Genomic DNA, 13,539 nt, shown 5'->3' with positions numbered 1-13,539 from the left:
CATGTATAGAGCACAGCAGAGGCTTTTCACTTAAAAGAAAACTTTTTCTGTATTATATTTAGCACGCAATGTATTAATCGCATACGTTTCGTAAATTTCACGTTCCATCGGATCTTCGATTTCGTACACTTCAATTTTAAAAATTTCATCACGGTGTTTTTTCATCGGTGAAACATTGTCCTCAAAATGCTTTTTAATACGCTGGCGAATTTTACGTGCTTTCCCGACAAATAAAAGCTCATTTTTTTCATTATAGAAAAAGAAAATACCGCCCTTATCGCGTGTGATTTTGTGGAAATCAATGAAGCCATGGAATGGTGTAATTTCTACATCGCCTGGTTTTAATACTTGTTCACGCTGACGAATAACAAGGTCTGGTTTTGGTAATTCAATTTTAATCAAAAAATTCACGTCCCTTACTGTATTGAAGCTTTATTTTATCACTAATTAATGGATTTGACTATTAGAAGATAAATTCATTATAGTATAAGAGGTGATATGCCATTATTAATCTACATATTATACGACACTACATAGAAGAATTTACTTTTTTACTCACGTCTATTATTCATACAAAAACGATATTTATTTCTCGCATAATTAATAACATTAAATGAGAGTTAATATAATTGCAAACAATATTCGTCTACGAGTATACTAAAACTATCACGTGATAGTTTGGAGGGGATTTATTTGGGATCGAGATGCTGAAAATTGGTGAGCTAGCTGAAATGACAGGAATTACAAAACGTACAATTGATTACTATACGAATTTAGGCTTACTAAAGGCCCATCGTTCGAGCTCCAATTATCGCTATTACAATGAAAATTCGATTGCACAATTAAAATTCATTGAGTTAAAGAAAAGAGAAGGGCTATCATTAGAGCAAATTAAAGCACTAGTTCAAACAGAAATGGCTGACGCTGACATTGCCAATCTATGTATGCATATTCAGCAGCTTGAAAAGGAAGTAACGCTACTTGTTACACGATTATCAAAAGAAAATCCATTAATATGGCAGCATATTAAAAAGAATATGCAGGATGATAGCAAGGCGTTAATTCAATCTTTACAATTTTTAATTACGTAGGAGGTGAAGTCTTACGCTACACTGCGTAGGACAATTTATTGACGACAGGTGTTAATTTAACCATTTTCATTATTTTACTAGCACTAACCGCATTTTTCGTTGCAACTGAATTTGCGATTGTTAAAGTACGCCAATCACGCATTGACCAGCTCGTTGCTGAAGGTGTGAAAAGCGCTCAATCTGCAAAACAAGTAACCACTCATTTAGACGAATATTTATCAGCTTGTCAATTAGGTATTACAGTGACAGCACTTGGTATCGGTATGGTTGGAGAAAAAACATTCGAGTTTTTCTTACATCCTTTTTTCGAGTTTCTTGGCATTGGTACAAATTATATTCAAGCGTTTACAATTGGAGGCGCTTTCGTAATTGCAACATTTTTACACGTAGTCGTAGGAGAGTTAGCACCAAAAACGATGGCGATTCAAAAGGCAGAGCAAATTACGCTACTTTGCGCCAAACCTATTATGCTTTTTTATAAAATTTTATATCCATTCATTTGGTTCTTAAATGGCTCCGCTCGTATTTTAGTTAGCCTGTTTGGCATGAAGCCCGCAAGCGAGCATGAGCTGTCACATACTGAAGAAGAGCTACGATTACTGCTAGCGGAAAGCTTTAAAAGTGGTGAAATTAATAAAAACGAACTGAAATATGTAAATAACGTTTTCGAATTTGACGATACAATTGCCCGCGAAATTATGGTTCCTCGTACAGAAATCATTGGCTTTGATATTTCTGCCAATTTACAGGAGGTCATTACCCGAATTTCAGAGGAACGTTACACACGTTATCCTGTCTTTGATGGCGATCGAGATAATATTATTGGCTTTTTCAATATTAAAGAAATTTTAACATTAGGCATTAACAATCGTATTAGAGAAGAAACATTTAAAATTGAGGATTTCGTTAACCCTATCATTAAAACGATTGAAACAATTCCTATTCAAGATTTATTAACAAAAATGCAAAAAGAGCGCATTCATATGGCTGTTTTATTAGATGAATATGGAGGTACATCTGGCTTAGTAACTGTCGAAGATATTTTAGAGCAGCTTGTTGGTGAAATACGCGATGAATTTGACGGAGATGAAGTTCCTAATATTCGGAAAATAGGAGAAAATCATTACATTTTATATGCAAAAATGCTATTAGACGACGTCGCAAATCTATTACATATCGAGCTGGAAAACCCAGATATTGATACAATTGGTGGTTGGTATTTTTCGCAAAATACAGATTTAATCGATGATATCGTAATCGAATACGAAAATTATGCCTTTTCCATCTATGAAAAAGAAGATATTTATTTACGCTATATCGAAGTGAAAAAATTAGAGAATGAGCAACCTGCTGAAGATGTAATAGAATAATTGCAAATTATCACGCAGTTACGAGCAGTAAGATACCCACTTCAAGAAAAATAAAGGTGCGAGATTTACTGCCAGTAAAAGCCCTGATTGGTTCAAATTCAATCTGAGGGAAACTGAAGTTTCACTTTATGAGAAAATCCTTTTAAACAAGCTGTTTAAAGGGACTTTTTTTGGCTACACTCCATAGCAAGGAGGTAGATATTATGTTATTGTTAGAAACGGCAATTGTAGGACGTGAAGCGAAGTACGGCTTACTACGCAACCAAATTTGCAAATATGGCTTTTCGATTGGTGGCAATTGGGATTATGACCGAGGGAGTTTTGATGTAGCGCTATGGCGTGGAGGAGGTACAACAATTTATTTACGTGCCCCATTCGTTGTAGTAGAAGGTGAAATGGATTGTTATGATTGCATCATTCGCTTTCAGAAGCCATTTATTATTAAACATATTGTAAATGTGGGACTCGATTATGATGAAAGCTCCTGGTTAGATGCAACGGGTGCGAGCCAATTTCAATCACCGGTCGAAAAAGATGCAGAAATCTTTCAAAAAGGAAGATGGATTGCCACAGGACAGGAAGTTGTTCAAAATCATATAATGCCGTATATTCATTAATATTGTTTAGTTTTTGTCTAGGGCTGTTATGCTACATTATAAAAGAACGCGCATAATGTTTTTTCTAAAGGAAGGCTGTCCGAAAAGTGTGTATCTTTTCGGACAGCCTTTTGTTGCATTATTATGCCAAAGTCCAATGCGTGCGAGACAATGAAAATTCAATTTTCGGTTTCATTCGGAACTCAGTGTTTCTCGCTTTTTCAAAGACTTTTGAAGGAGCATCACCGACAATGAAGTTATCCGAAAAGTCCATTTTGTTTTGTCACCGCATTGAAATCAATGTTTTCATCGCTTCCCTTTTACTGAAGGATAACACTGCTAAAGCCAATGTTCATCAGATTGTTAAAAAAGATGTTTTCTGTTTTTGTGAATCAACATTTTGCGTAACATCATCGCTACTGTCCAAAATGCCAGCTATGCTCGGCTTTTTGGACTTTTCTATTTTCTAATATAATTCGCACAATTAACAGTGAAGATACAGCATAAAAATAGAAAGAAAGAAGGTGATATGAATGAGTGTAGAAGCAACAATTAGAGATTTAACCGAGCTACTGCCAGTAGGGCAAACCGCATGCCGACTATTATTTCAGGAGTGCTACAAAGCAGGTATTCGAAATATTTTCATCACCGAAACATACCGCTCACAGGAACGCCAAAATTATCTTTACGCACAAGGACGTACAAGACCTGGTCCCATTGTCACTTGGACGTTAAATAGTAACCATACATCACGTCTGGCATGGGATATTGCTGTTAGTCCACCTAATGTTTTATATGATGCAGTAATATTAAATAAAGTAGGTGCGATTGCTCGAAAGTTGAACATTACGTGGGGTGGCGATTGGCTAGGAAGTGTGGATAGAGTACATTTTGAAATCAAGTCTACGTGGCAAATGCCCTCTGGCTATAAACTAGAAGGTACTGTCATTGTTCCATCGAATAGTAAGCTACAAGTTCAGTTAATTGTAGCGGATCCAAAGGAGGGAATACCAATGTCTCAAATATGGAATCCGGGAAGTCCAGCCATGCAAACAGCTGCAGAAGCCTTTTTAGCCCAAGCAACCAAAGATGGCATCATCCAAGACTCGCATTTAAAAGATTTGCAAAATAAACAAATGACAACAGACCGATTGTTAGGGCTATACGTAACGATTGAGCAGCGACGCAGTGCAACGAAATAAATTTGAGCCCAGCTAGTAAAGTGGGCTTTTAAACTTACTTATTAAATTTAAGTCTTTATCATCTTTCAGCAGGTGCAGGATTCACGCTGAAATCCAAGCGACTAAATAGCCTTGTCCCAACCTCCAACGGATATTTCTAGACAAAAGCAAGCGGGGGATATATCGCTATTTTTTTACAAAATTCATAGTAGTATGTCTTTAAATTATGTATAGTAATAGATAAGCACAGTGGTGTAATGTCAACCATTAAAAACAGTAAAATTGGAAATTCTTAAGTGCTGTAACTGCTAAATGACCATTTTTAGGCGCACTCAAATAAACCTCGCGTTTTCCAACTAAAAATAGTTAAAAAATGGAAGTTTGGAAAACGGCTAAAGAAAAGTGAGAAATTGTTGGTTATTCTCTCCTTTCTTCTTTCGGAATGTACAACTGTTTCGTGCGTAGTAGCGAATGCACGAGTCGTACAAGTTTTCTAGCGGTTAAGACGAGAGCGCGTTTGTGTTGATGCTTGGTTACTTCATGGTATTTCTTTTGATAAAAGGCTTTATATTCGGTGTCATGTTTTCGTATGGCGTCTGATGCTTGCACAAGATAATAGCGTAAATACTTATTACCGGTTCGCATTCGGCTGGTATCCTCGGCTTCATACTCGCCTGACTGATACTGTGTCCATACTAAACCTGCATATTTCGCTAAAGCGTGATGATCATCAAAACGATGAATATCCCCAATCTCAGCGATTAAGCCCGCTGCGTACACGGGACCGATGCCTTTTACCGATGTTAATGTTTGTGGAATGCCTTTCATAATGCGCTCGATTTCCTTATCAAGACGCTTCACTTGGCTTTCGATGTGTTGAATGGTGCTTAAAATCACGGATAAAGAGAGATTAACCGGATCGGCCATCACTTTATCTAAACGGTACGAATTACGTGCGAGCTGCTTGAGATATTTCGCAATCTCTTCCGGCTCTGCAAAACGATTTTTGCCTTTCTCTTGAAGGAATTCGACCAGTTCCTCCAAAGGCATATCGGCAATGATGCCAGGGTCCAGTTCTTCAATGACCGCAATGCTTGTCGCACCGAATGTATCGGAGAACGGATTGTCTTGGCGTAAGCCACTAAATTTTAAGTACAGTTGATTTAACATGTACGTTTTATTACGCGCAATTTCATGGACTAAATGGAATCGTGTGCGTGTTAAACGACGCAGTGCATCATAGATTAAGGTTTCTTGCATTTCATGTGGCAATCGTCCAAAGCGTAGATGATCCGCAATAACCCAGGCGTCTACTTTGTCGTTCTTCGGTAACGTATCATAGCCCTTCTTAAAACGAGCTACTTTACGGGCGTTGAGCATATAAATCGCTGTTTGAAGATGGGGTAAGACTTTCTTACATTGTGCTTTTAAGTAATGGGCAAGGTGCCAACTATATTGATCCGTGGCTTCCATCCCAATTTTTAATTGATCTGTTTGATTTTTTTCCGCTGTTCGTACAATTTTATGAATCAAGGTGTCCGCACCTATAACATCATTTTGAACAGAAAAATCAGCGAGTGTGTGTCCCTCTCCATGCATGAAATGGACATGATGGGAGCGCAAACTCACGTCAATACCGACTAGCATTTGTGACATGCCAATCACCTCCTAAGGGGGAATTAATCAAGATACACTCAGACCTGGGTGCCCACCCGAATCATCGATGTCTGCCTCGTTATCAGCAATCGCAAGCAGAAGACCATAAATGAGCGCTACACTCTCTTCTAAACCTTGCGTCGCAGCCAGTGGTTAGACCTTCAATAATGAACGATGGGTAGCAGGCTTATTAAGCAGTACAATGGATGTCTGCAAGGAGGGAAAGCTATTTCCTGCGAATACCTTGTCTGTTCCATTGTCGCATGGACACAGGGCTGAGTGAACTATTTTGGATGAATAAAAAAGGACGAAGTACTGAAATGGAGCTTCCTCCATCCTTCGCCCATGTGCTATAAAATTAGGTTAAAAAAGTGTATGACAAATAAACAGGTAAGCACCTGTAGGCAATACTTAAAATAGTATTTAACAAAAAATGATGATTTCCTTTTGGCTCCCTCGGTAAAGCAGGGGTCAAACAGGTAAAACATAAAACAAGAGTGAGGGAGCCAATCGGCGACCACTTCCTATAGGAAATCCAACAGATCCCCCAGCTGTCCGGATCAACTGGAAATTCTATCGGAAAGAGCTCTTACTACTAATATACGAGGAGGAGAATTTATGAAAAAAATATTGCCATTCCTATTAGCGTTATCTTTTATTTTAGTAGCTTGTAATCAAAATGTGGAAATCAAGTTACCTGCATCTTTTCTAGAAGGTCAAAATGTAGAGGATGTAATTGCAAATGCTAAGGAAGAAGGAATCAGTGAAGTAACGAAAAATGAGGACGGCTCATTGACATATAAAATGTCAAAGGACAAGCATAAAGAAATGATGCAAGAATTGGAGGATGGGATACTAGAATCAATTGAAGAAATTAAAAGTACGGATAACTTCCCATCAATCAAAGATGTAGACTACGATAAAAAATATACTGAATTTACACTAACAGTTGAAAAAGAAAAGTTTGAAGGAAGCTTTGATGCTATTGCTTCATTTGGACTAGCGATTGCAGGCATGTACCACCAAATCTTTAGCGGTGCAAATGCGGAAGATTATAAAGTAACAATCCATTATAAAGACGAAGCGAACGGCGAAATTTTTGATACAACTGTTTATCCAGATGATTTGAAATAAGGAATGGGGCGTCCCAAAAGCGTGCGTAGCACTTCTTTTCGGACGTTTCAGTTGTGCTTCATTAAAAAAATAAGAATTTTATATGCAAAAGTTATAAATACTGAATTTAGAATGAATAAGTAAAAATCAACTTTTTATTTTGTCAAAGAGGAGATGTTTTAAAGTAAACCACAATTTATTATATTTTCTTGCAGTAACTGTTTAGCTATGATGGCAGGTTTTTATATTTATTTAATCAACTTTTTCAAATTTAAAATGGTTTGAAAATGTATACCTTCATGGAAAATTGTTCTAATTAATACTTGTTCAATTGTATTCATTCCCATTTCAGTAGGGGAGTATTTAATTTCTAGTTTACTAGCATATTTTTCTTTGATATCTTCTATTTGATTTTCTAAAAGTACTTTTAATTCTTCATAAGATGGTGTCTTAGAGGTGAAACTTGTTGGGGATGTACCATATCCAAACCAAGAATTGAATTCTGATGGGACATTTATTCTTTCTTTTGTTTGCGTTTCTATCCACAAATATTGATCAAGATAAATATGTCCCATATTCCAACGAATATTATTATTGAACTTATTTGGAATGATTTCTGCATCTTCTGCTGTAACATCTTTCAATAAACTAAGAGTGGTATTTCGATAACTTGCCAACTGATTGAATAATATTTCATGTCTTTCCTTCATTAATAAATCCCTTCCTTCATCATATTTTTCGGTTAGAAAATCTTTCCCCTTACTCGCTAACAAGAAGCAAGTTTTGATAACGGAATAAGAATAGACCCTTTACACAATAAATAATCTTTCTCTTTTTCTATTTACAAAAAGTTATTTGAAACAAAAGAATTGATCGTAAACGGGAAGTAGTGAGACGTAAGTTGAAATATCGTAAGGTCAAAAGGAGTTTAAATTACCGTTGCACGTAAATATGTAAGATCCTCACTATTTTTAACGACTAGATGTGTCACTGTATCAATCTTCGAATCAATTGATTCAACTTTTTTTAGTATAGCTTCAAGAAATTCACGGTCTGTCAAATATTACACCTTCTTTCGTAGGTTCGACTATTTCTCAAGGAGAGGATTGTACAAAAGCTTGTGATTCTAATTCGGTTTTTTCTTGTGCAATCTCTTATGATAAAAGCACAATAATATTTATTATATCATATAGCAGATTGCTTAGGAAGAAAGCAACAATTAACAGAAATGAAAGTCAAAAAGAAAAAACCACTAAAAAAATCCCCCAAAAACAACCTTCCTAAAATAACACTTCTGAACTGACAAACCCCCACCAATCGCGGTATGATAGTACCTGAGGTGAAGAAAATGTATATATCAGAAAAACAAATTGAAATCCGCTATGCGGAGACCGACCAGATGGGTGTTGTCTACCATGCGAATTATGTCATTTGGTTGGAAATTGGACGGGCACAATTAATTAAAGATTTAGGTTTTGAATATGCAAAATTAGAGCAGGATGGCTTTTTATCGCCTGTTTTAGATGTTTCGATTCAATATAAGGCAGCGCTTCGCTATGGGCAAGTAGCTACAGTTCGTACATGGATTGAATCGCATTCTCGTTTACGAACAACGTATGGCTACGAAATACTTCATGAGGATGGTACATTAGCAGCAACTGCAACGTCTGTACATACATTAGTGCGTAAAGAAAACTTCCGACCGATTGCTTTAAGTAAAGTAAATCCTAAATGGGAAGCGGCGTATATTGAGCATATGCGAATGAAGAAGTAATTAACTTCTATATTTTATGATTCGCTAAAACCATGTGTTCCTGTCGCTTTGCTTTCAGCATAAAAGAGCCGTCTCTTAGACTGCTCTTTTTTCGCGTATAGGAGCTATCGGCATACGCTGTTTCTTGGTATAATTATTTTTGTGTCAAATTTGCATGGGAGGTATGTTCATGGTACAGAAGGTTGCCATTGAAACGGTTCGTTGTCATATATTATTAACGAATACGGCACGTGAAGCCATTCAGCAGCATGTTCAAGATGAACAGGCCTTTTTTCGTTTGCAAAAAAACTTTATTGTTTATATTGAAAAACTCGCAATAGAGCAAACACAGCTTGCACTTACACTTTATTTTGATAATGAGAAAAACCGCGCCTTAAAGAATAAGTTTCAGGAGCGCGTTGTCATAATGGATTGCGTTTTTGATTTGAAAAATGGACTTGTCGCAAAAAGCTTTCGTACAAGAGGAAAAGGAACCCCTGTTGCTACAAATCGTCGTGAAAGGCTACTCATTCATTTTGTGCCGTCGCGAATTAGCGGTCATACATATCCGGATAAATTTATTGAAACGCTAGCCGCGCTACCTGTTGCTCAGGAGCGTTTTGATTATGTAAACAAGCGCATCACCTCGTGGGAAGGTTATTTGAAGGTGCTCAATCAAAATGCTGACATTGAAGATATTGAAGCAAAATTCACAACGCACACATTGAATAGCGATTTTACCCATATTACGTTTACTTGTAGTGAAATACCTGATAAAGCTTGGAAGCAATTAAAGGGGCTGAGTGCACGAGTACGTGGTTTTAAAATGGACTTAGGTGAGGTTGTAAAGGTGAATCGCAGTGCTCACATAATCGAAATCGCCTTAAAGCCTGAAGCAATCCGGTTAGCAAGAAATAATGAGCTTCATTTTGAAATGGGCTTTATAGATTTCAGTAATGCTTCTACCAAATCACAGCTTAATCGTTTGCTAAAAGGCTTTGAGCGTTTAAAGGAAGGGCTTGCGGCAAACGCTAATTTAGAAAATATTTTATTTGAGGATAAGCCTGTTATCGCGACTCACACAACAGCTATTGAACCCGATTTTTATAATCAATTAAATGAATTTCAGCGTAAAGCTGTGGCAGGGGCTATGAGCGCCGAGGATTTATATGTGATACAAGGTCCTCCAGGCACAGGCAAAACAACTGTTATTTCCGAAATATGCTATCAAAATGCAAAAGCGGGCTTAAAAACACTTGTTGCCTCACAGTCTAATTTAGCTGTTGATAATGCTTTGAGCCGCTTATTATCGAATAAGGATATTCGAATTTTGCGCTATGGGCGTACTGAAAGTATTGAAGAGGAAGGCAAAAAGTTTATTGAGGAGAATGTAGGCACGTATTGGCAGGAGCAAACATTTGAGGCAATTACCCATGAAGTTTCACAGCAGGATAAAAAGCAGCAGCTACTTGAACAGGAAATCGCAACAACCGAAAAGCAGCTTGAACAATTGCAGGAAGAAAAAAACGAGCTTCAGCAGGCAATTGCGAGAAAAAAGCAAGCTGAAGAACAACTAAAAATAGTAATTGAAAAAATAGCAGCACTGAAAAAACAGCTGGCGCCATTAAAAAAAGAGCTTGAGCAAACTGAGCAACAGCTAGAGCAGCTTGAGGCAAAGAAAGTGGAGCTTGTTGAGGTTATTGCAATAAGTGAACAACAACTTGTTGCGCTTCCTACAAAGGAGGAAATCAGTGCCCAAGAGGTCACAAATCAGCAGCAGCTCGTACAGCTTACTGCTGCCATACAAGCAGCTACTATAAAAGCAGAAGAACTGCTGTTAGAACAACAGTTAATGAATATAACGGCACAGCTACAGCGTATCTCGCCAGAGGGCAATGTAATTGAGCAATTAACAACAAAAATTACGGAGCTAAAAAAAGTACAGGATGTTGAAGATTTTATCGTAGCACATAATATACGGCGCAGCTTCGTCATCGACCGATTGCTTGCCTCATTAGCAAAATTGCAGCCTGAAATTGTCGCTTACAAACCGCTAAAGGAATTAAGTGAAAGGCTAGAAAAAGCACTTGCCTATAGTGAAAAAACGCTGCAAATCCATGTAACAGCGCCAGCTTTACCAGTGAATCATACGTATTCGCTAGCGGAGGTCAATGAATTTTTAACAAAGCTAAGCCGCGCTTTTGCTGAGAAAAAAATCAATGTAGAAAATGGTACACGCTCTATTCAAGGTGTGCTACTACGTATTGCATACATTGAACAGTTACAGGTGAAATATCAAGATTTAATGCGCGAGGTTATGCTAATTTTCACGAAACTTAAGGAGGAGTTAGTTGATTTATATAAAGAGCAGCTTGGACATAGTGAAGTGCAGCTACAGCAATTGCGCAGTACAGAGCAGCAATATCAACAGAAGCTTCAAGCTATTCAGCTAGAGTTGCAAAGTTTGCCAGAAATAACTGCAACTGCTGAGCAATTACAGCAGCAGCGTACTGAGTTAGAGCAAAGCCAACAGAAGCTTGAACAACAAAAGATAACTCGTATAAACTTAACAGCAGCTTATGAAACAACAACAGCAGACTTGCAGCAACTTAATGAGCAGTTAACAAATGGTAACGAGAAATTGCAATTATTGAAAGAGCAGCTAAAAGAAATTAATAGCACAGGCTTAGCATTAGAAAAAGAGCGTGAAGAGCTTGAACAACTAACAAGGCAAAATCTCGAGGCAGCTTTAAATGCAATAGAGGGGCGTATAGCAGTCAACCGAGCCACGATTGAAAAAATCGAGCAGCAGCTTGAACTTCTGCCAATCACACAACAATTACAAAGCGAATGGCAAACGATGCTAGCGAAGGCAAGTGAGCATGACTTAGAGGAAATTCGTAAGCTCTATGTTAAGCATGCAAACGTCATTGGGACAACCTGTGTGGCCTCTGCGAATAAAGAGTTTATGGATAATTATCCAATATTTGATGTTGTGATTATTGATGAAGTATCGAAGGCTACACCGCCAGAGCTACTGCTACCGATGTTAAAAGGCAAGAAAATTATTTTAGTTGGTGACCATCATCAGCTTCCACCACTAATTGGGGATGAAACATTTGAAGAGACGCTAGAGCAGGTAATCAAAAATAGCGACACATTTGAGGAAAAGCGGGAGCTTGAAAAGCTACTTGAGGAATCATTGTTTGAGCGCTTATACAAAAATCTGCCCCAGTCGAATAAAACAATGCTAGCAATCCAATATCGAATGCATACCAATATTATGGAAACGATTGTGCCGTTTTATCAAAACGAGCAAGATACCTTGCAATGCGGTTTAATTGATTCTGACGCAGCACGCGATCATCTTTTGGAAACGCCATTATTCAATCGTCAGCATCATTTATTATGGCTCGATATCCCTCATACAACAAGCTGTTTTGAAGAACGGATGAAAGAGGGGGCTAGCTTATTTAATCGGGCTGAATTAGATAAGGTGAAGGAGCTCCTTATATCGCTAAATGATGCAACAGCGCAAGCAAAGGAACAGGGCTTGATAGCACAGGATGCGCAAAAATCAGTTGGTGTTATTAGCTTTTATGCGGAGCAAGTGAAGCGTATTAATGATATGACACAATATCAATTCCCACATTTGCATATTCGCACAGGCTCGGTCGATAAGTTTCAAGGAATGGAGATGGATGTCATTATTGTCAGCATGGTGCGAAACAATGACGGGCATGGTAGCATTGGCTTTGCACAGGATTATCGCCGCTTAAATGTCGCACTATCACGTGCTCGTGAATTATTAATTATGGTTGGTAGCACGGAAATGTTTACGCAGCGTCCGAAAAAACAGGAAACGCGCCGTATGTATCAGCATGTGCTGGATGTAGTGAAAGCACAGGACGGCTACCGCACATAGGAGTGAATTATGGAATTACAACAGCTTGAAAGACAAATAAAACAGCAACTGCCGCTTCCTAGTTCAGCGGAAATTGTTAGCACGAAGCATTTTTCAATACCGATTCATACGCTCTTAACGAAATACACACCAATTCGTCGCATACCGATGGATATTTTAATGAAAATGATGTTGCGTGCCTTTCAAACAGGGCGTTTTCAAGATGCCGAAACGGTGGCAGATGTCCTGCTTGTCGAATCATTATTTATTGAGGATTTACTGCAAAAAATGAAGAAAACAGGACTGCTAACAATGGAGGAAGCGATTCAATTAACTGAAAAAGGGGAGGCACAGCTGGCTGCAGGTATTTTTGAGGAGCAGCTTGAGGAAATGGAGCAGGAATTATTTTATAGTCCTTTGCACGCAAGCTTTTTACAAGGTGAACTAGAGGAATTCGATGAATTTCCTGACGAGCTACAATATATAGAGCAACTATCCGTGACGTGGAATGAGCAACAAATTGTGGACGCATTGCAAAATGGCGCGACAAATGACCACGCAGAGCCAACATTTATTACCTCAATAAATAGCGTCGAAGAGCTACAAATCCATGATGTACCATGCTTGCAATTTGTATTACATAATACAAGCAAAGATAGTTTTGATATACGTGTCTTTAATACATTGACCAACGCTTGGGATGCACATTTAGAGCTGGTGATAAAGGAGCGGGAGCAAGCATGACAAATACAAGCTCAATACTAGAGGGTGGGACATTTCGCCCAATCTATACCATCGGCTTATTAGATGCCCTTTAGAGCATAAGCTACATCTGGTGCTATTAATGTAACGAAGCAAAAAGAGCGTATTTTGCG

General features: G+C 38.0%; 12 protein-coding genes. 8 read left to right on the top strand and 4 right to left on the bottom strand.

Translation table 11 applies throughout. From position 1 onward, the window contains the following. Positions 1 to 30: 30 nt before the first annotated feature. Positions 31 to 402 carry a nucleotide excision repair endonuclease gene (locus tag MHH70_RS02645; protein WP_066163144.1) on the bottom strand — a complete coding sequence of 124 codons (372 nt, stop codon included), beginning with the start codon at positions 400 to 402 and terminating at the stop codon, positions 31 to 33. Positions 403 to 704: 302 nt separating this feature from the next. On the opposite strand from MHH70_RS02645, the gene MHH70_RS02640 reads away from it, so the two are divergent. The 4 genes from MHH70_RS02640 (at position 705) to MHH70_RS02625 (ending at position 4,259) form a co-directional block, all read left to right on the top strand. Next, positions 705 to 1,091, top strand: coding sequence for a MerR family transcriptional regulator (locus MHH70_RS02640; RefSeq protein ID WP_066163142.1), 387 nt, complete (start codon positions 705 to 707; stop codon positions 1,089 to 1,091). A 38-nt stretch (positions 1,092 to 1,129) separates the two neighbouring features. Beyond that, on the top strand, positions 1,130 to 2,461 hold the full coding sequence (locus MHH70_RS02635) for a hemolysin family protein (protein WP_066163140.1): 1,332 nt from the start codon (positions 1,130 to 1,132) through the stop codon (positions 2,459 to 2,461). Positions 2,462 to 2,664: 203 nt separating this feature from the next. Continuing rightward, positions 2,665 to 3,078 carry a YugN family protein gene (locus tag MHH70_RS02630; RefSeq protein WP_066163139.1) on the top strand — a complete coding sequence of 138 codons (414 nt, stop codon included), beginning with the start codon at positions 2,665 to 2,667 and terminating at the stop codon, positions 3,076 to 3,078. A gap of 512 nt (positions 3,079 to 3,590) precedes the next feature. Further along, positions 3,591 to 4,259 carry a M15 family metallopeptidase gene (locus tag MHH70_RS02625; RefSeq protein WP_342472478.1) on the top strand — a complete coding sequence of 223 codons (669 nt, stop codon included), beginning with the start codon at positions 3,591 to 3,593 and terminating at the stop codon, positions 4,257 to 4,259. 396 nt (positions 4,260 to 4,655) lie between these two features. Here MHH70_RS02625 and MHH70_RS02620 read toward each other — a convergent pair whose 3' ends face one another. Next, positions 4,656 to 5,894, bottom strand: coding sequence for an IS110 family transposase (locus MHH70_RS02620; protein ID WP_342471849.1), 1,239 nt, complete (start codon positions 5,892 to 5,894; stop codon positions 4,656 to 4,658). Between the two features lie 618 nt (positions 5,895 to 6,512). On the opposite strand from MHH70_RS02620, the gene MHH70_RS02615 reads away from it, so the two are divergent. Next, positions 6,513 to 7,028: a hypothetical protein gene (locus tag MHH70_RS02615; protein WP_342472477.1), complete on the top strand. Its 516-nt coding sequence runs from the start codon at positions 6,513 to 6,515 to the stop codon at positions 7,026 to 7,028. 227 nt (positions 7,029 to 7,255) lie between these two features. On the opposite strand, the gene MHH70_RS02610 is transcribed toward MHH70_RS02615, so the two are convergent. Together MHH70_RS02610 and MHH70_RS02605 are read right to left on the bottom strand one after the other, a co-directional pair. Continuing rightward, positions 7,256 to 7,717, bottom strand: a complete 462-nt coding sequence (locus MHH70_RS02610; RefSeq protein WP_342472476.1) for a DinB family protein — start codon at positions 7,715 to 7,717, stop codon at positions 7,256 to 7,258. Between the two features lie 218 nt (positions 7,718 to 7,935). Then, positions 7,936 to 8,067, bottom strand: coding sequence for a hypothetical protein (locus MHH70_RS02605; protein WP_342472475.1), 132 nt, complete (start codon positions 8,065 to 8,067; stop codon positions 7,936 to 7,938). 288 nt (positions 8,068 to 8,355) lie between these two features. On the opposite strand from MHH70_RS02605, the gene MHH70_RS02600 reads away from it, so the two are divergent. The 3 genes from MHH70_RS02600 (at position 8,356) to MHH70_RS02590 (ending at position 13,408) form a co-directional block, all read left to right on the top strand. Then, positions 8,356 to 8,781 carry a thioesterase family protein gene (locus MHH70_RS02600; protein ID WP_107942734.1) on the top strand — a complete coding sequence of 142 codons (426 nt, stop codon included), beginning with the start codon at positions 8,356 to 8,358 and terminating at the stop codon, positions 8,779 to 8,781. A 169-nt stretch (positions 8,782 to 8,950) separates the two neighbouring features. After that, a complete protein-coding gene (locus MHH70_RS02595) occupies positions 8,951 to 12,685 on the top strand; it encodes an AAA domain-containing protein (RefSeq protein ID WP_342472474.1) in 3,735 nt (1,244 codons plus the stop codon). 9 nt (positions 12,686 to 12,694) lie between these two features. Then, positions 12,695 to 13,408 carry a nucleoside-diphosphate sugar epimerase gene (locus tag MHH70_RS02590; protein ID WP_342472473.1) on the top strand — a complete coding sequence of 238 codons (714 nt, stop codon included), beginning with the start codon at positions 12,695 to 12,697 and terminating at the stop codon, positions 13,406 to 13,408. The last annotated feature ends 131 nt before the right edge of the window (positions 13,409 to 13,539 follow it).

The organism is Metasolibacillus sp. FSL H7-0170, from assembly GCF_038593115.1.
GTDB classification, from domain to species: domain Bacteria; phylum Bacillota; class Bacilli; order Bacillales_A; family Planococcaceae; genus Metasolibacillus; species Metasolibacillus fluoroglycofenilyticus.
The sequence above is the reverse complement of the archived record's forward strand: the minus strand, read 5'-3'. Positions and strand labels throughout refer to the sequence as shown.

Coding starts and splice junctions, on each gene's coding strand:
- MHH70_RS02640 (WP_066163142.1), top strand. CDS start 705: ATGCTGAAAATTGGTGAGCTAGCTGAAATGACAGGAATTACAAAACGT.
- MHH70_RS02630 (WP_066163139.1), top strand. CDS start 2,665: ATGTTATTGTTAGAAACGGCAATTGTAGGACGTGAAGCGAAGTACGGC.
- MHH70_RS02625 (WP_342472478.1), top strand. CDS start 3,591: ATGAGTGTAGAAGCAACAATTAGAGATTTAACCGAGCTACTGCCAGTA.
- MHH70_RS02620 (WP_342471849.1), bottom strand. CDS start 5,894: ATGTCACAAATGCTAGTCGGTATTGACGTGAGTTTGCGCTCCCATCAT.
- MHH70_RS02615 (WP_342472477.1), top strand. CDS start 6,513: ATGAAAAAAATATTGCCATTCCTATTAGCGTTATCTTTTATTTTAGTA.
- MHH70_RS02610 (WP_342472476.1), bottom strand. CDS start 7,717: ATGAAGGAAAGACATGAAATATTATTCAATCAGTTGGCAAGTTATCGA.
- MHH70_RS02600 (WP_107942734.1), top strand. CDS start 8,356: ATGTATATATCAGAAAAACAAATTGAAATCCGCTATGCGGAGACCGAC.
- MHH70_RS02595 (WP_342472474.1), top strand. CDS start 8,951: ATGGTACAGAAGGTTGCCATTGAAACGGTTCGTTGTCATATATTATTA.
- MHH70_RS02590 (WP_342472473.1), top strand. CDS start 12,695: ATGGAATTACAACAGCTTGAAAGACAAATAAAACAGCAACTGCCGCTT.